Annotated in this window: 15 protein-coding genes; 6 read left to right on the top strand and 9 right to left on the bottom strand. The window is 72.0% G+C overall.

What is annotated here, in order from left to right:
- The first annotated feature begins 91 nt into the window (after positions 1-91).
- Positions 92-1,504 (top strand): glutamate decarboxylase, encoded by a 1,413-nt coding sequence (gene gad, locus AC5WS8_RS25010; protein ID WP_496105701.1) that lies wholly within the window; start codon positions 92-94, stop codon positions 1,502-1,504.
- 61 nt (positions 1,505-1,565) lie between these two features.
- On the opposite strand, the gene AC5WS8_RS25005 is transcribed toward gad, so the two are convergent.
- The 3 genes from AC5WS8_RS25005 to AC5WS8_RS24995 form a co-directional block, all read right to left on the bottom strand.
- Positions 1,566-2,105 (bottom strand): DinB family protein, encoded by a 540-nt coding sequence (locus AC5WS8_RS25005; RefSeq protein ID WP_496105700.1) that lies wholly within the window; start codon positions 2,103-2,105, stop codon positions 1,566-1,568.
- A 116-nt stretch (positions 2,106-2,221) separates the two neighbouring features.
- Positions 2,222-3,685, bottom strand: a complete 1,464-nt coding sequence (locus AC5WS8_RS25000) for an aldehyde dehydrogenase family protein (protein ID WP_496105699.1) — start codon at positions 3,683-3,685, stop codon at positions 2,222-2,224.
- Positions 3,686-3,820: 135 nt separating this feature from the next.
- Complete coding sequence (locus tag AC5WS8_RS24995; protein WP_496105758.1) at positions 3,821-4,657, bottom strand: Sco1979 family transcriptional regulator; 837 nt, start codon at positions 4,655-4,657, stop codon at positions 3,821-3,823.
- 342 nt (positions 4,658-4,999) lie between these two features.
- Between AC5WS8_RS24995 and AC5WS8_RS24990 the strand changes: the two genes are divergently transcribed.
- Entirely contained in the window at positions 5,000-5,488 is a 489-nt protein-coding gene (locus AC5WS8_RS24990) for an ATP-binding protein (protein WP_496105698.1), read from the top strand.
- A gap of 179 nt (positions 5,489-5,667) precedes the next feature.
- Here the strand turns inward: AC5WS8_RS24990 and AC5WS8_RS24985 are convergent, their stop codons facing one another.
- The 4 genes from AC5WS8_RS24985 to AC5WS8_RS24970 all read right to left on the bottom strand — a co-directional run bounded on the left by AC5WS8_RS24985 (position 5,668) and on the right by AC5WS8_RS24970 (position 7,294).
- On the bottom strand, positions 5,668-5,922 hold the full coding sequence (locus AC5WS8_RS24985) for a DUF397 domain-containing protein (protein WP_496105697.1): 255 nt from the start codon (positions 5,920-5,922) through the stop codon (positions 5,668-5,670).
- Between the two features lie 172 nt (positions 5,923-6,094).
- Complete coding sequence (locus AC5WS8_RS24980) at positions 6,095-6,556, bottom strand: SRPBCC family protein (RefSeq protein WP_496105696.1); 462 nt, start codon at positions 6,554-6,556, stop codon at positions 6,095-6,097.
- A complete protein-coding gene (locus tag AC5WS8_RS24975; RefSeq protein WP_496105695.1) occupies positions 6,553-6,912 on the bottom strand; it encodes an ArsR/SmtB family transcription factor in 360 nt (119 codons plus the stop codon). Before AC5WS8_RS24975 ends, AC5WS8_RS24980 begins: the two co-directional genes overlap by 4 nt.
- 10 nt (positions 6,913-6,922) lie before the next feature.
- The gene (locus tag AC5WS8_RS24970) at positions 6,923-7,294 is read right to left on the bottom strand and encodes a VOC family protein (protein WP_496105694.1); all 372 of its coding nucleotides are present in this window, start codon (positions 7,292-7,294) and stop codon (positions 6,923-6,925) included.
- Positions 7,295-7,503: 209 nt separating this feature from the next.
- Here AC5WS8_RS24970 and AC5WS8_RS24965 point away from each other — a divergent pair, with 209 nt between their 5' ends.
- Complete coding sequence (locus tag AC5WS8_RS24965; RefSeq protein WP_496105693.1) at positions 7,504-8,019, top strand: hypothetical protein; 516 nt, start codon at positions 7,504-7,506, stop codon at positions 8,017-8,019.
- A 187-nt stretch (positions 8,020-8,206) separates the two neighbouring features.
- Positions 8,207-8,752, top strand: a complete 546-nt coding sequence (locus tag AC5WS8_RS24960; RefSeq protein WP_496105692.1) for a DUF4232 domain-containing protein — start codon at positions 8,207-8,209, stop codon at positions 8,750-8,752.
- A gap of 9 nt (positions 8,753-8,761) precedes the next feature.
- Here AC5WS8_RS24960 and AC5WS8_RS24955 read toward each other — a convergent pair whose 3' ends face one another.
- Positions 8,762-9,916, bottom strand: a complete 1,155-nt coding sequence (locus AC5WS8_RS24955; protein WP_496105691.1) for a DUF2786 domain-containing protein — start codon at positions 9,914-9,916, stop codon at positions 8,762-8,764.
- A gap of 129 nt (positions 9,917-10,045) precedes the next feature.
- Here AC5WS8_RS24955 and AC5WS8_RS24950 point away from each other — a divergent pair, with 129 nt between their 5' ends.
- Positions 10,046-10,789: a Clp protease N-terminal domain-containing protein gene (locus AC5WS8_RS24950; protein WP_496105690.1), complete on the top strand. Its 744-nt coding sequence runs from the start codon at positions 10,046-10,048 to the stop codon at positions 10,787-10,789.
- 55 nt (positions 10,790-10,844) lie between these two features.
- A complete protein-coding gene (locus AC5WS8_RS24945) occupies positions 10,845-12,542 on the top strand; it encodes a bifunctional 3'-5' exonuclease/DNA polymerase (protein ID WP_496105689.1) in 1,698 nt (565 codons plus the stop codon).
- Positions 12,543-12,595: 53 nt separating this feature from the next.
- On the opposite strand, the gene AC5WS8_RS24940 is transcribed toward AC5WS8_RS24945, so the two are convergent.
- Positions 12,596-15,580 carry an AfsR/SARP family transcriptional regulator gene (locus AC5WS8_RS24940; protein ID WP_496105688.1) on the bottom strand — a complete coding sequence of 995 codons (2,985 nt, stop codon included), beginning with the start codon at positions 15,578-15,580 and terminating at the stop codon, positions 12,596-12,598.
- Between the last annotated feature and the right edge of the window lie 317 nt (positions 15,581-15,897).

Genomic DNA, 15,897 nt, shown 5'->3' with positions numbered 1-15,897 from the left:
ACGGAACCATGATTCGTTGAACCATCGGTACCGGCAGACAAGGAAACCGACGCATCACCAGCTCCGCCTACGCGATGGGAGACGCCACGCCATGCCGCTCCACACAGGTCCGGGGAAGCCCGACGAGCGCCCGAGGTCGATGAACCCCTTCTACGGGGAGGCCAATCCGGTCGTCGAGATGACCGAGGCACCGCCCAGGCACCGGCTGCCCGCGGCGCCGATGCTGCCCACGACCGCCTACCAACTCGTCCACGACGAACTGATGCTGGACGGCAACTCGCGGCTGAACCTCGCCACCTTCGTCACCACCTGGATGGAGCCCCAGGCCGGCGTGCTGATGAACGAGTGCCGCGACAAGAACATGATCGACAAGGACGAGTACCCGCGCACCGCCGAACTGGAGCGCCGCTGCGTGGCGATGCTCGCCCACCTGTGGAACGCGCCGGACCCGGAGTCGGCCGTGGGCTGTTCGACGACCGGGTCGAGCGAGGGGTGCATGCTCGCCGGGATGGCGCTGAAACGCCGCTGGGCGCGGCGGAACGCGGACCGCTACCCGTCCAGGGAGGCTCGTCCGAACCTGGTGATGGGCGTGAACGTGCAGGTCTGCTGGGAGAAGTTCTGCAACTTCTGGGAGGTCGAAGCGCGCCAGGTGCCCATGGAGGGCGACCGGTTCCACATCGATCCGCAGGCCGCGGCGGACCTGTGCGACGAGAACACGATCGGGGTCGTCGGCATCCTCGGCTCCACCTTCGACGGGTCCTACGAGCCGATCGGGGCGCTGTGCGCGGCCCTCGACGACCTTCAGGAGCGCACCGGGCTGGACATCCCCGTGCACGTGGACGGGGCCTCCGGAGCCATGATCGCGCCGTTCCTCGACGAGGACCTGGTGTGGGACTTCCGGCTGCCGAGGGTCGCGTCGATCAACACCTCCGGGCACAAGTACGGCCTGGTCTACCCGGGCGTGGGCTGGGCCCTGTGGCGGGACGAGGAGGCCCTGCCCGAGGAACTCGTCTTCCGCGTCAACTACCTGGGCGGCGACATGCCGACCTTCGCGCTCAACTTCTCCCGGCCGGGGGCCCAGGTGGCCGCGCAGTACTACACCTTCCTGCGGCTGGGCCGGGAAGGGTACCGGGCGGTCCAGCAGACCACGCGGAACGTGGCGCGGGGCCTCGCCGAGCGGGTGGAGTCGCTCGGCGACTTCCGGCTGCTCACCCGGGGCGACGAACTGCCGGTGTTCGCCTTCACGACGGCTCCGGAGGTGGAGGCCTACGACGTGTTCGACGTCTCGCGGCGGCTGCGCGAGTACGGCTGGCTGGTGCCCGCCTACAGCTTCCCCGCCAACCGGCAGGATCTGTCCGTCCTGCGCGTCGTGTGCCGCAATGGCTTCTCGACGGACCTGGCCGACCTCTTCCTGGAGGACCTGACCCGCCTGCTGCCCGAACTCAGGCACCAGCCGCACCCGCTGACCCGCGACAAGGAGGCGGCCACGAGCTTCCACCACTGAGCGGCTGTGGGTGCCCGTCGGATCCCCGCCGGGCACCCACCACGCACTTCCGCACGGTGGCTCACCCCGCCTGTGCCATGGCCACCAGTTCGAACGCCGTCCTGCCGTCGAGGGACTCCCGGATGATGTCCGCGTGCCCCGCGTGCCGGGCCGTCTCGCGGATCAGCTGGAGCATCAGCCAGCGCATCGAGACCCGCTCGCCCGGCGGGAACCAGGGGTCGTCGGGCAGCGGGAAGGTGTCGTCGAGGCTCGGCACCGCGCGGAGGAACTCCTCCGTCTCGGCCGCGATCTTCTCCCAGCACGCGAGCTGCGAGTCGACCGTCTCGTCACCGATGAGCTGGAAGCACTCGTGCCAGTTCGACTCGTCGCGGCGGACGGCGGGGGGCTCCTGCTTGGCGCGCGCGATCCAGGTCTGCTCGACCTCGGCGACATGCTTCAGCAGGCCGCCCAGGGACAGCTCGCTCGCGCTCGGGCGGCTCCTGGCCTGCTCCTCCGTCAGCCCGAGCACCGCCCGGCGGATCCCGCCGCGCTGCTCCTCCAGGAACGACAGCAGCGCCCCTCGCTCGTCCCCCTGGGCCTCGGCTCGTACGTGCATGACCATGGGTGCCGCCTTTCGTCGGTCCGGTTCTCCCTGACAACGACGACGCTACGGGCCCTTGCGGTCGACTTCTGTCCGCAAGGGCCCGTCGTTGCTTCTTTTGGGGGACGAGAAGGGGGCTAGAAGGGGAACGCGCTGCGCCCGTGCTGGATGGAGATCCACTTCAGCGTGGTGAAGGCGTCCAGCGTCGTCTCGCCGTTCAGACGGCCGATGCCCGAGTGCTTCTCGCCGCCGAACGGGACCAGCGGCTCGTCGTGGACCGTGCCGTCGTTCACATGGAACATCCCCGTGTCGATCTGCTGGGCGAAGGCCACACCGCGCTCGACGTCGGAGGTGTGGACGGCGCCGCTGAGGCCGTACGGGGTGTCGTTGACGAGGCGGACGGCCTCCTCCTCGCCGTCGAAGGGGATGAGGAGCGCGACCGGGCCGAAGATCTCCTGCCGCAGGAGGGGGGAGTCGGCCGGGACGTCCGTGAGGACGGTCGGCTCGACCAGGTTGTCGGTGGTGGCGCCGTGCACCAGCGCCGTGGCGCCCTCGTCGATCGCCTGCTGCACCACGCCCGTGATCGCGTCCGCCTGTGAGGAGTTGATGACCGGGCCGATGACGGTCTCCGCGTCGCGCGGGTCGCCCGCCTTCAGGGACTTCACCTTGGCGACGAACTTCTCGGTGAACTCCGCCAGCAGCGAGCGGTCCACCAGGACGCGGTTGGCGGCCATGCAGACCTGGCCCTGGTGCACGTACCGGCTGAAGACGGCCGCGTCGACCGCGTAGTCGACGTCCGCGTCGTCCAGGACCACCAGGGCGCTGTTGCCGCCGAGTTCCAGGACCGAGCGCTTGAAGTGGGCGGCGCAGACGGTGGCGACATGGCGGCCGACCTTGTCGGAGCCGGTGAAGGAGATGACCTTCGGGACCGGGTGCTCGAGGAACGCGTCGCCTATCTCCGCTATGTCGGTGATCACGACGTTGAGCAGTCCGCCCGGGAGCCCCGCGTCCTCGAAGATCCTGGCGACCAGGGAGCCGCCGACGACCGGTGTGTCCTGGTGCGGCTTGAGGACGACGCCGTTGCCGAGGGCGAGCGCCGGGGCGACCGACTTGATCGACAGCAGGAACGGGAAGTTGAAGGGGCTGATCACGCCGACCACGCCGACGGGCACCCGGTAGAGGCGGTTCTCCTTGCCGTCGGCGGGCGAGGGGAGGATCTTGCCCTCGGGCCGCAGCATCAGCTGCATCGACTCGCGCAGGAACTCCTTGGCGAGGTGCAGCTCGAAGGCGGCCTTCAGCCGTGTGCCGCCCAGCTCGGCGATGATCGCCTCGGTGATCTCGGCCTCGCGCGCGTCCAGGAGCGCCAGCGCCTTCTCGAACACCGTGCGGCGGGCGTAGGGGTTGGTGGCGGCCCACTCCTTCTGCGCGGCCGCGGCGGCGCGGTAGGCCTCGTCGACCTCCTCGACCGTGGCTATCGTGATCGACGCCAGCTTCTCGCCGTCGTACGGGTTGAAGTCGATGATGTCCCAGGAGCCGGTGCCCGGGCGCCACTCACCGCCGATGTACTGCCGAGCCAGATCGGTGAAGTAGGACGACGACATGTGATCCCTCAATCCCTTGGCAGCCGAAGCAGACACCCTTTTCCGCACCCGCGCTCAGGTCACGGCTGATCGGGCGTCATCGTACTTGCGGCAGCGGCGAGTTGGAGGGCTCCTGGGGATACTCCCGGTAGGCTCTCAGGAAAGCTGGAGCAGCCCCCGCAGCAGATCGCGGCTCTCGTCGGGGCCGGGGCTGTCCTGCTGCAGTTCCTTCATCGCGGCCTCGTACTGGGTGACGTCCTCGCGTTTGTCGAGGTAGAGGGCGCTGGTGAGCTGTTCCAGGTAGACCACGTCGGACAGGTCGGACTCGGAGAAGCTGAGGATCGTGAAGGAGCCGCTCTCGCCGGAGTGCCCGCCGAAACTGAACGGCATGACCTGCAGGCGTACGTTGGGACGCTCGGAGATGTCGATCAGATGCTGCAGCTGGCCGCACATCACCCGGCGGTCGCCGTAGGGGCGGCGCAGGGCGGCCTCGTCGAGGACGACGTGGAACTGCGGGGCGTTCTCCGACACGAGGTACTTCTGCCGTTCCAGGCGCAGCGCCACCCGGCGGTCGATGTCCTCGGTGCTCGCGCCCTTCATGCCCCGGGAGACCACGGCGTGCGCGTACGCCTCGGTCTGCAGCAGGCCGTGCACGAACTGGACCTCGTAGGACCGGATCAGATGGGCCGCGCCCTCGAGACCGACGTACGTCGGGAACCAGTTGGGCAGGACGTCGGAGTAACTGTGCCACCACCCCGCGACGTTGGCCTCCTTCGCGAGAGAGAGCAGGGAGGTGCGTTCGACCTCGTCGGTGATCCCGTACAGCGTCAACAGGTCCTCGACATCCCGCGCCTTGAAGCTCACCCGTCCCAACTCCATGCGGCTGATCTTCGACTCGGAGGCGCGGATCGAGTAGCCGGCCTGCTCCCTGCTGATGCCGCGCGCCTCCCGCAGGCGCCGGAGGTGGGATCCCAGCAGAATGCGCCGCACCACCGAACCGCTCGAGTCCCCAGCGCTCACTTCGTCAGCCTCCCCAACGTCCCTCAGACCGCGCAGTCTGCCACTAAAACACTCCGAGCTGTACTCGTGCGGTTACAGAAATGGAAAGGAGTCAATGATGAGACGCAGGGGGAGGTGGGGACAGGCAAGCACGAGGGAAGAAAGTGACCGAAGAAATAAGGGGAAATCAGTACGGGATCGGCCAATTCCGGCGCGTGCACGTGCATCTGCCCTTGCATCTGCTTGGCTCATCCGAAACCATGGTTCCGCGCCACCGCTGCATCGCCACGACCGCGACACCCGGGAGTGCCTCGCATGGGGACGAATGGATCGACCATGCTCGAGCCCTTACGGCAGGGACTTCCGCCGCTCGACCCCGCGGCCGTGTCCAGCGCCGCCTCCTGTGTCCTGCCCGCCCGCCTCGAAGCGGTGCGCGAGGCACGGCGGTTCGCCCGGAGCACCCTCGGGCAGTGGGATGTGGGCGAGCGCTTCGACGACATCTGCCTCGTGGTCTCCGAACTCGTGACCAACGCGCTGCGCCACGGCCTGCCCGTCGCCCACCAGCGCGGTTGCGAACAGGACCCGCCGGTGCGGCTGCACCTGATGCGCTGGAGCACGCGTCTGGTGTGCGCCGTGCGGGACCCCAGTCACGGCAGTCCGGTCCCGGGCGACTCGGAGGACTGTTCGGCCGAGTCGGGCCGCGGGCTGTTCCTCGTCGAGTCGTTCGCCGACAGCTGGGGCTGGCACCCGCTGGCGGGCACGTTGAGCGGCAAGGTGGTCTGGGCGCTGTTCCGGCTGCCGCCGGGGCAGGTGTGTCCGGAGTGACGTCCCCGGGCGCTTTCGGGTGCCCGAGTTCTACGCGTGTTGCAGCCTGCGGCGCCCGAAGCGCGCCGCAGGCTTCGCCTGTTGCGTACGCGCGCGTTCCAGCGCGCCACCGCCCCTGCCCCGCCGTGACGGGAGACGCCGACCGCTGATCCGTCCGAGGTGCACGCCGGTGCGGCGGGTCACGCGATCAGATGGTCGAACTCACCGTCCTTGATGCCCAGCAGCATCGCCTGGATCTCCGCGCGGGTGTAGACCAGCGCGGGCCCGTCGGGGAAGCGCGAGTTGCGCACCGCGACCTCCCCGCCGGGCAGCCGGGCGAACTCCACGCAGGACCCCTGGGAGTTGCTGTGCCGGCTCTTCTGCCAGGCCACCTGCAGCTCCGTCGCAGCCATGCCGTTGTACACGTCGTCCACGTCGCACACGTAGTGGTCCACAGGTCGCTCCCCGGGTGGTGCAGTGGCTGGTATGGCCATTGATGCAGCGGTCAACTGCCCCGGATCATAGCCGCGTTCACGTGCGGATGCAGGAGCAGATGCACGTGCACGGGGGGTGGTCCTGCGGTTACAGCTTTTACAGTTCCTTGACTACGCTCCGACCGCGGTCCGGCTACAACCGGTCAAGCGCCTGCCCCAGAGCTCGCATCACATGCGAACTCCAGCCCCCGTGCATGATTTTCCGCGCCGTCATCTGTGCCGGGTCGTCCGGGTCGAACCCTTCGTGCACTAGGAAGAGACGCGTTCCACGGCCTTCCTGTTCCAACGTCCACGTGATGGTCCAGTCCGCGGGATGGGCCGGGTCGGCGTCGGCCCAGCGGACGCGCAGCATCCGTTCGGGCTCGTAGGCGAGAACCCGCACCTCGACGGTGCCGGAGAAGCGCGCGTTGGGTCGCGGCACCGAGGTCATCGTGTAGCGGTGGCCGACCTCCAGCCGGAAGTCCTCGTCGCCCGGCATCTGCCACTGGGCGAGCAGAGCGGGCTCGGTGAGCGCGCGCCAGACCTTGGCGGGCGGATGCGGCAGGAACTGCTCGACACGGACGGTGGTGAGATCGTCGTCGTCTGCGGTGCTCATGGCCGGCCATCGTCCGGCATGCGGTCGAGCAGATCGCCGAGGTCCTTCAGCGCCTCGCGCCAGAACCGCTCGTACGGATGGAGCCAGTCCTGCACGTCGGCGAGCGGCGCGGCCCGAAGGCGGTAGATGCGCTGCCGGCCGGAGCGCCGCTCGGAGACGAGACCGGCCTCGCGCAGCACCTTCAGATGCTCCGACAGACTCGGGCGGCGCATGGCGAAGTGGTCGGCCAGGGCCTGGACGGGCTGCGGACCCTCCTCCCGCAGCAGATGCAGTACCTGGCGGCGCGTGGCATTGGCGAGCGCGGCGAAGACACGGTCCTCGGCGGCGGCGCCCGCCCCGGCCCCGGTCGTTGTCATGGCCGTCTTCCTATCGGTCAGCCTCCGTCAGCAGCATCAGACCGTTGCCGTCCGGATCCCGGAAGGACGCCATCCGGCCCCAGGGAAGGTCGTCCGGGCCCTGCACGCAGACCCCCGCCCCGGCGAGGCGTGCGCAGTCGGCGTCGACATCGGTCGTGACCAACATGATCCCCCGGGCGGTGCCGGGCTCGAAATCACCCATTCCCGGCCCGGAGAGCGTGAAGACGGTCTGGGCGCCCTTGGGGGCGACCTGGAGCCAGCGGCCCTGCGGCAGGTCCAGGTCCGCGGTGACCTCGAAGCCGAGGACGTCGGTGTAGAAGCGCAGGGCGCGGTCCTGGTCGGTGACGGGGAGGGTGACGAAGGAGGCGTGCGTGATGGTCATGGGCGCACAATAAGTAGGAGTCGTCCTACGCGTCAAACGTAGGTAATCCCCTACCCATGCGCCCGAACGGATCCACGTGCCAACGGGCCCGGCGTCATGGGAGACCGCGTGAGCAAGCGCACGCCGGGCTTGTGCCGGGGATGCGCACGGCGTCCTGGTAGCTTGCCTGCGGCCGTCCCCATGACGTCATCGGCCCCTGGGAGGCTTCAGTGACCACGGCGATCCATGTCACGCGCCGGCAGGCCCGCGTCGTACTCGCGGCCACGGGCTGTGCGGCCGCGCTCGTGCTGACCGGGTGCAGCAGCGGGTCCGGCGACTCGGGCGGCGGCACGTCGGCCACGCCCGACGCGTCCTCGCCGACGGCTTCCGCGGGCAGCGGCGGCAGCTCCGCCTCCCCGGGCGGGAGGGCCGGGAAGCTGGAGGGGAGCTGGCTGGCCACGGCCGGCGGCAAGGCCGTGGCCCTGGTGATCAACGGCAGGCAGGCCGGGCTGTTCGCCACGGGCGGGACCGTGTGCAGCGGGACGGCGGGCGAGGAGGCGGGCATGCAGATGATCCACCTCAAGTGCACCGACGGCAGCAAGAACCGCAGCACCGGCATGGTCGACTCGGTCAACTCCGGCACCATGAAGGTGACCTGGCAGGGCGGCGCCGGTACGGAGACCTACACCAAGGCGGAGGGCGGCAGGTTTCCGAGCGGGTTCCCCACGGCGGGCGCGGGGTCGTGACGCCCCGCCTCCCGCTGCGGCACCGCCCCTTCCCGGCGGGGCCCGTCACGCCGGAATCACGGAGTGGCATACGGGGCGAATCCGACGACCGTGGCCGAAGGACCGCGCGGTGAGCGGAGGGCGCGCGACAGGGGACCGCACGCCTGCGTGATGATCCCTGAGGACCATCACGAATTCGAGGAGCCCGATGCGCGCCCTTCCCGTCCGTCTCGCCGTCACCGCGCTCACCGCGGCCCTGGCGCTGACCGCCTGTGACAGCAGCAGCGAGAGCGGCGGCGCCGACCGCAGCGGCGCCGGCGGCAAGAGCAAGAGCAGGAACACCGCCGAGTGCACCCTCGGCGTCGAGGTCGGCCCGGCCAACGCCGCCACCACCGCCGGCGACACCGGGAACGTCCCGGTCACCCTCACCAACGACGGCAGTCGGCCGTGCGCCTTCGACGGCTTTCCGGGCATCGAGCTGACCGGCGGCGACACCGGCTGGAAGGTGCCCGACCAGGAGGGGGCGAACCCGGAGAAGGTGACGCTGCAGAAGGGCGACACGGCGACCTTCACGATCACCTACGTACGCGGGAAGGCCGGCGGCACGGACAGCGCCGCGGCGAAGAACGTGAGGATCACCGTCCCGGGCGCCGGTGACGCGCGAAGCTACCCGTGGCCGTACGGGGAGGTCGCGCTGAAGGGCGGCAGGATCCCGGAGGCGTCGGTGAGCCCGATCCAGGTCGCCGGCGACTGACGCGACGGTTCAGGGGAGCCGGGGCCGTCCCGTGACCTGGGCGCGGTCGGCGGCCGCGGCCCCCTGCTCCCATCCGGCCGCGTCACTGACGCCGCGCAGCCGGGTGGTGACCGTGTCGGGGAACATCTGCTGCATACGGTCCGCGACGGCGACGTCCCGGGCGGCGAGCACCGGCAGCAACTCGCCCTCACCGTCGGCCACCTGACCCTCCGCGCCCTCGGCCGCGGCGCGGAGCCGGTCGCCGATGCGGTGCGCGTACGCGGCCAGGAACGACTGCCGGAACGTCTTCGTGCGCTTCCGGCCGCCCTTGCGCTGCGCCGCCTCCGCCTTCGTCAGGGCGGTGGTGGCCTGCACCAGCAGCGAGGTGTAGAGGAGTTCGACGGCCTCCAGGTCGGGTTCGAATCCGATGACCGTGGAGAAGCCGAGGGCGTCGTGCCACACGGCCCGGCAGCGGTTCGCGGCGGCCACGGCGTCCAGGAGCACCGCCTTGGCCGTCTCGTACGGCGGATCGACGCCTATGCGGCAGGCGCCGGGCGCGTCCGCGGTGTGCGTACGGGCCGCGAGCAGCGCCTCGTCGATGCTGTGCCGTGCCATCAGCTCCTGTGCCTTGGCGCTGAGCGCCTCGGCCTCCTCCGGGTATCCGGTCGCCTCCGCCTTGGCGAGCAGGGCGCGGATACGGGTGAGCATGCGGGACTCCGGCTGCCGCGGGGTGGCGGAGGGCCGGGGCTCGTCGAGGGGTTCGAGGACGGGCAGGCGGAGCAGCAGGCGGTACAGCTCGAGGACGGCGGTGGCGTGGGAGAAACGGTCGGGGACGCACGGCGCTTCCCCGTCGGGTTCCTCGAGTTCCCTCAACTGGGCGGCCCAGCGCGACGAGGGGGCGGGCCGGTCCCCCGCCTCGCCGAGGATCAGCCGCGACACGAGCCGTAGGTGCGCCCCGCCCAGTTCGCGGCGAACGAAGCGGACCACGTCGGCGGGCTGCCAGCCGCGCCGCCAGGCCGCCGCGACGAACTCCTGCCCGCGCCGCGCGAGTTCGCCGTCGGCCGCCGGGTCTGCGGCGAGCAGGGAGGCGCCGGTGTCGAGGGCGGCGTCGGTGTCGAGGGCGGCGTCGGTGTCGTCGTACAGGGCGGCCCGCAGGGCGCGGTCCACGGTGGTCGTCGTACTCACACGGGCGATCGTGACACGGACGCCGCCCCGGGGGCGTGTCCGGCCCTGACGTCGGCACGGGCGCACCGTTGGCGGGCAACTGTCAACTTCGGGTTGACGCTCCCCCAGGCGTCAACCTAAGGTTGACACATGACGGTGAATCCCTACATCTCAGCGAACCTGCGTCTCGACGACCTCATCGACGCCATCAAGAAGGTCCACAGCGACGCCCTGGAGCAGCTCCAGGACGCCGTGATCGCCGGGGAGCACCTCGGGGACGTGGCCGACCACCTGATCGGCCACTTCGTGGACCAGGCCCGGCGCTCGGGCGCCTCCTGGACCGAGATCGGCAAGAGCATGGGCGTCACCCGGCAGGCGGCCCAGAAGCGCTTCGTGCCCAAGGAGTCCGCGGACCTCGACCCCAGCCAGGGCTTCAGCCGCTACACCCCGCGCGCGCGGAACGTGGTCGTGGCCGCGCACAACGCGGCGAAGGAGGCCGGCAACGCCGAAACCGTCCCCGCCCACCTCGTGCTGGGACTCCTCGGCGAGCCCGAGGCGCTCGCCGCCAAGGCGATCACCGCACAGGGAGTCTCCCTCGACGCGGTCCGCGAGGCGGCCACCGCGGCGCTTCCGGCCCGTGCCGAGGACGTCCCGGAACTCGTCCCGTACGCCCCCGCCGCCAAGAAGGCCCTGGAGCTGACCTTCCGCGAGGCCCTCCGCCTCGGCCACAACTACATCGGCACCGAGCACATCCTCCTCGCGCTTCTCGAGCTGGAGAACGGCGAGGGCCCGCTCAGCGGTCTCGGCCTCGCCAAGGCGACGGCCGAGGAGAACGTCAGGAAGGAGCTGACCGAGATCACCGAGGCCCTCAAGGCCCGCGAGAAGACGGACTGAACGGGCGTTCCGGCAGGTCGGCGCCGTTGTCAGACCCCCCTGCCACACTCGCAGCATGACCGGGCGCTGGGCTCTCGCTCCGGCCGGGGACGGTGGCGTGGAGGTCGCCGCCCTCGGCCCGGACGGGCTGCTCGCCGGGCCCGTGGTCAAGGAGGAGGACCTCGCCCGGGCCGTGCGCACGCGGCCCGAGGTCACCCGGTGGGTGTGGCGGTCCACCGCCGACGTCCAGCCACGTCTGCTCGCCACGGGGGTGCGAGTCGACCGCTGCTACGACGTCGAGGCCGCCGAGGCCCTCCTCCTCGGCCACGAGGGACGCCTCGGCGAGCCCCGGTCGGCCGCCGCCGCCCTGGCCCGGCTGCGCGGCGGCCCCGTACCGCCCGATCCGCCGGCGCGCTCCGCCGAGCCCGGCGCGCAGTCCTCCCTGTTCGAGCCGAGCCCCGTCCACGTCCCCCTCAAGGACCTCGTCGAGGTCTACGCGGACCAGCAGCGACGGCACGAGACCGCCACGCACCCGGACCGCATGCGGCTGCTCACCGCCGCCGAGTCGGCCGGCATGCTGGTGGCCGCCGAGATGCACCACGCCGGCCTGCCGTGGCGCGCGGACGTCCACCGCGAACTGCTGCACGAGCTGCTCGGCGAGCGGTACGCGGGCGGGGGCGAGCCCCGGCGCCTGGCGGAGCTGGCCGAGGAGGTGTCGGCCGCCTTCGGCCGCCGGGTCCGTCCCGACCTGCCCGCCGACGTCGTCAAGGCGTTCGCCCAGGCCGGGATCAAGGTGCGCTCCACCCGCCGCTGGGAGATCCGCTCCGTCGACCACCCCGCGGTCGAGCCGCTCCTGGAGTACAAGAGGCTGTACCGCATCTGGGTCGCCCACGGCTGGTCCTGGCTCCAGGCCTGGGTGCGCGACGGCCGCTTCCGCCCCGAGTACCTGCCGGGCGGCACGGTCACCGGACGCTGGGTCACCAACGGCGGAGGCGCCCTGCAGATCCCCAAGGTCATCCGGCGTGCCGTGGTCGCCGACCCCGGCCGGCGGCTGGTCGTGGCCGACGCCGCCCAGATGGAACCGCGCATCCTGGCCGCGGTCTCCCGGGACCCGGCGTTCATGGAGGTCGCCGGCCGCGACGCCGACCTCTACCAGTCGGTGTCGGACCGGGCGTTCTCCGGCGACCGCGCCCAGGCGAAGCTCGCCGTGCTCGGCGCGATCTACGGCCAGACGTCCGGTGACGGCCTGAAGAACCTCGCCGCGCTGCGCCGCCGCTTCCCGAAGGCCGTCGCCCATGTCGACGACGCCGCCCGCGCCGGCGAGGAGGGCCGGCTGGTGCGCACCTGGCTGGGGCGTACGTCGCCGCCGGCGGCCGGGGCGTCCGACGACGCGGCGGAGGAGGCGGGCATTCCGCAGGAGGACACGGCACCGGCCCCGACCGGGGCGCCCCAGCAGTGGATGCCGGGGTACGCCTCCACCGACTCCCGGGCCCGGGGCCGCTTCGCGCGCAATTTCGTGGTGCAGGGCAGCGCCGCCGACTGGGCGCTGCTGATGCTCGCCGCGCTCCGCCGCGCCTGCGCGGACCTCGCCGCCGAACTGGTCTTCTTCCAGCACGACGAGGTGATCGTGCACTGCCCGGCGAAGGAGGCGGAGGCGGTGGCCGCGGCCATCCAGGAGGCGTCGGACCTGGCGATGCGGCTGACGTTCGGCGAGACACCGGTACGGATCCCGTTCACGACGGCGGTGGTGGAGTGCTACGCGGACGCCAAGTGAGGGCGGTGCCGGACGGGAGGCGGCGGGCGCCGGCAGCCGGCGCCCGTGCGGGCTCATCCCTCCGCCAGCAGTTGCCTCAGCTCCCCCGCCACCGGGCTGTCGGTCCCCTCCAGGGCCGACAGGGCCGTCTCCCACTGCCGCCGCGCCTCCTCGGCGTCGCCCTCGGCCCGGCGCAGCAGGCCCCGCTGGTGGCGGGCGAGCCCTTCGGTGTAGCGGTCGCCGCGCCGGGCTGCCAGGCACAGCAACTCGTCGCACTCGTGCGCGGCCCGCCCCGCGTCCCCCCGTTCCCGCAACGCCTGCACCAGTCCGAGCCGGGTCTGGGACTCGCCCTGCCAGTGGCCGTGCCCGCCGAGGATGCGCAGGCTCTCCTCGAAGTGCGGTGAGGCGGCGTCCGGTTCGCCGAGCGTGAGATGGGCGAAGCCGATGTTGCAGTGCGCGGAGTGACGGACGATCACATGGTCGAGCCGCTCGCCGATCTCCAGGCTGCGGCGGTGGTGACCGATGGCGGCCCGCGGGTCCGTGTGCTCGTACAGGTTCCCGAGGTTGCTGTAGGTGATGGCCTCCTGCATCGGGTCGTCGAGCACACGTGTGTACGCGAGGCACTGCCTGAGCGCCTCACCGGACTCCTCGTACCGCCCGAGGGTCTCCAGCAGCAGCCCCCGGTTGTTCAGGCCCCGGCACAGACAGGAGAGTTCGCCGAGCCGCCGCCAGATCTCCAGCGCCCGGTCCAGCAGGGTGAGCGCGTGGTTGCCACGGCCCTTCAGGAAGTACAGACCCGCCAGGTCCAGCAGCACGTACGCCTCCGCCGGCGCGTCCGTCAGCCGACGGGCACCGCGCAGGGCGGCGCGCACGAGCACCTCCAGCTCCGCGACCCGCCCGCGGCGCTGGAGCGGGGTGGCGACCATCCGGACGAGCAGGGGCACATGGGCGGAGGTGTCCACGTGCCGTTCCACGAGCGCGACGATGTTCTCGAGTTCGAGGACGATCCAGTCGGCGGCGGACTCGGCGGAGCCGAAGGCGGGCACGGACGCCACGTCCGCCGTGTGCGTCGGGGGCTGTGAGGGCGTCGCCTTGAGTCGGTCCGTGCGCTCGGCACCCGGCTCGAGCAACGCCTCCAGGGCGCGCGTGGCCATGGCGGCGTACCAGCGCAGGGCGACTTCGGCGCCGGAGTGCTCCGGCTCCGCGGCCTGTTCGCCGGCCGCGGTCTCCCGGGCGAAGTCCCGGACGAGGTCGTGCGGCGCGTACCGGCCGTAGGCGGTCTCCTCCAGCAGGGCGACGTCGACCAGCCGGTCCAGGGCGGCCTCGGCGCGGAGTTCGTCCGTACCGAGGAGGCGGGCGAGGAGGGACGCGCCGTAGCCGGGCAGGTCCAGCACGCCGATCCGGGCGAGGGCGCGTGCCGCGTCCCGGTCGGCCTCACGGTCGGAGGCGCGCAACGCGTCGAGCGCCACGGCGAGCGACCGGCGCACGCTCAGGTCGTCGTACTCCAGGTGGTGCAGCCGGCTCTCGGTGGCGGCGAGTTGACCGGCCAGGACGTCCGGGGTGAGCGCGCGGCGGGCGGCGAGCCGTGCCGCGACGATGCGCAGGGCGAGCGGGAGCCGCCCGGCGAGTTCGACGAGCGGGTGCCCGGCGTGCAGCCCGTCCCGGCCGGAGACCGCACGCAGCAGGGCCGCGCTGTCCTCGTCGGTGAGCGGTGCGAGCGGAACCCGGTGCGCACCATCGAGGGCGGTGAGCGGGGAGCGGCTGGTCACGATCACCGCGCAGTCCGGGCCGCCGGGCAGCAGCGGGCGCACCTGGGCGGCGTGCGCCGCGTCGTCCAGCACCATCAGGGTGCGGGTGGGGGCGAGCAGGGAGCGGAGCAGGGAGGCGGCCGCGTCGGGCTGTTCGGGGATGCGGTGCGACGCGGCGCCGAGGTCGCGCAGCAGCGCGGCGAGCGCCTGCTCGGGGGTGAGCGGGGCCATCCCGGGGGTGGCGCCGTGCAGATTGACATAGAGCTGACCGTCGGGGAAACGTTCCCGCAGCTCATGTGCCACGTGCAGGGCGAGCGCGCTCTTGCCGACCCCGGCCATACCGCTGACCACGGCGATGCCGGGAGTGTCACCCTGGGCCGCGAGGAAGCGCAGCAGGTCCTCGCGGTCCGCTGCGCGTCCGGTGAAGTGCGCGGGGGCGGGCGGAAGCTGGGCGGGCCTCGGCGCGTTCGCACGGTCGGGTTCCGGGTGGCGGCCGGTGTCCGGGTGGTCCGCCCGCGCACCGTCCGCCTCCGTCCCGTCGCCGCTCCCGGCGAGCCCCTCCCTGAGGATCTCCAGATGGGCCTCGCGCACCGCCGCACCGGGCTCCACGCCGAGTTCCTCGATGAGGCGGGCCCGCAGGTCGCGGTGGACCGCCAGGGCCTCCGCCGGGCGACCGGTGCGGTGCAGGGCCAGCATCAGCAGCCGGTGGAACCCCTCCCGCAGCGGATACTCGGCAACCAGCGCGGCCAGCGCGGGCACGGCACTCCCGAGCCGCGCCCCGCCGAGCTGCAGTTCCGCGTCGTAACGCCACTCCAGGACGAGCAGCCGCACCTCCTGGAGCCGCTGCACCAGCGCATGCGCTCCGGTCTCGGGAGGCAACCCGCTGAGCGGGGTGCCGCGCCACAGCGCGAGCGCGGCGGACGCCTCACGCAGGGCGCGCTCCCAGTCCCGGGCGGCGTGCGCGGCGCGGGCCGCGACCAGGTGCTCCTCGAAGACCCGCACGTCCAACTCGCCCTCGCCCACGCGCAGCAGATAGCCCGGCGGCACGGCACGCAGCCGCTCGGGGCCGTCGTCGCCGAGCAGGCGGCGCAGCCGGGTGACGTGGTTCTGCAGGGACGCCTGTGCGGAGGCCGGCGGAGCCCCGTCCCACAGCGCGTCCTTGAGGGCCTCGACGGAGACCACCCGGCCGGGTTCCAGCAGCAGCGCGACCAGCAGGGCGCGCACCTTGCGGCTGCCGATCGTGCGCACCTCGCCGTCGGCGCCGTACACGACGGGCGGACCCAGCAGCCCGAACCGCAGCCCGTCCCGCATCGCCGCCCCGTCGCCCTTCTCCCCCCAGGCTCCCGGTTCCGCTCGAGCAGGGGGGACCCGCACGGCACGGTCGCCGTGCCTCGCCTCACCGTGCGGCACGACCGCCGCGTACCGCCTGATCGCCCGCTCCGACCGCTGCGTCGCGCCGTCGGATCGCGTCGACGGACGGCGCTTTTTCGTCGGCCCGGTCCACGACTCCTCGGGAAACAGGCCTGATCACGGCTTCCTCGCCAGCCGTTGGCCCCATGTTAGCGATCTGTTGGCGTGGCCTGATGTGATCCCTTCATCGGATCTGGCCCGACGGCGCGCGCGTTCAC

The sequence above is a fragment of the Streptomyces sp. PTL18 genome, from assembly GCF_059510295.1.
The sequence above is the reverse complement of the archived record's forward strand: the minus strand, read 5'-3'. Positions and strand labels throughout refer to the sequence as shown.

Coding starts and splice junctions, on each gene's coding strand:
- gad (WP_496105701.1), top strand. CDS start 92: ATGCCGCTCCACACAGGTCCGGGGAAGCCCGACGAGCGCCCGAGGTCG.
- AC5WS8_RS25005 (WP_496105700.1), bottom strand. CDS start 2,105: ATGGTCATGCACGTACGAGCCGAGGCCCAGGGGGACGAGCGAGGGGCG.
- AC5WS8_RS25000 (WP_496105699.1), bottom strand. CDS start 3,685: ATGTCGTCGTCCTACTTCACCGATCTGGCTCGGCAGTACATCGGCGGT.
- AC5WS8_RS24990 (WP_496105698.1), top strand. CDS start 5,000: ATGCTCGAGCCCTTACGGCAGGGACTTCCGCCGCTCGACCCCGCGGCC.
- AC5WS8_RS24980 (WP_496105696.1), bottom strand. CDS start 6,556: ATGAGCACCGCAGACGACGACGATCTCACCACCGTCCGTGTCGAGCAG.
- AC5WS8_RS24975 (WP_496105695.1), bottom strand. CDS start 6,912: ATGACAACGACCGGGGCCGGGGCGGGCGCCGCCGCCGAGGACCGTGTC.
- AC5WS8_RS24970 (WP_496105694.1), bottom strand. CDS start 7,294: ATGACCATCACGCACGCCTCCTTCGTCACCCTCCCCGTCACCGACCAG.
- AC5WS8_RS24960 (WP_496105692.1), top strand. CDS start 8,207: ATGCGCGCCCTTCCCGTCCGTCTCGCCGTCACCGCGCTCACCGCGGCC.
- AC5WS8_RS24950 (WP_496105690.1), top strand. CDS start 10,046: ATGACGGTGAATCCCTACATCTCAGCGAACCTGCGTCTCGACGACCTC.
- AC5WS8_RS24945 (WP_496105689.1), top strand. CDS start 10,845: ATGACCGGGCGCTGGGCTCTCGCTCCGGCCGGGGACGGTGGCGTGGAG.
- AC5WS8_RS24940 (WP_496105688.1), bottom strand. CDS start 15,580: ATGCGGGACGGGCTGCGGTTCGGGCTGCTGGGTCCGCCCGTCGTGTAC.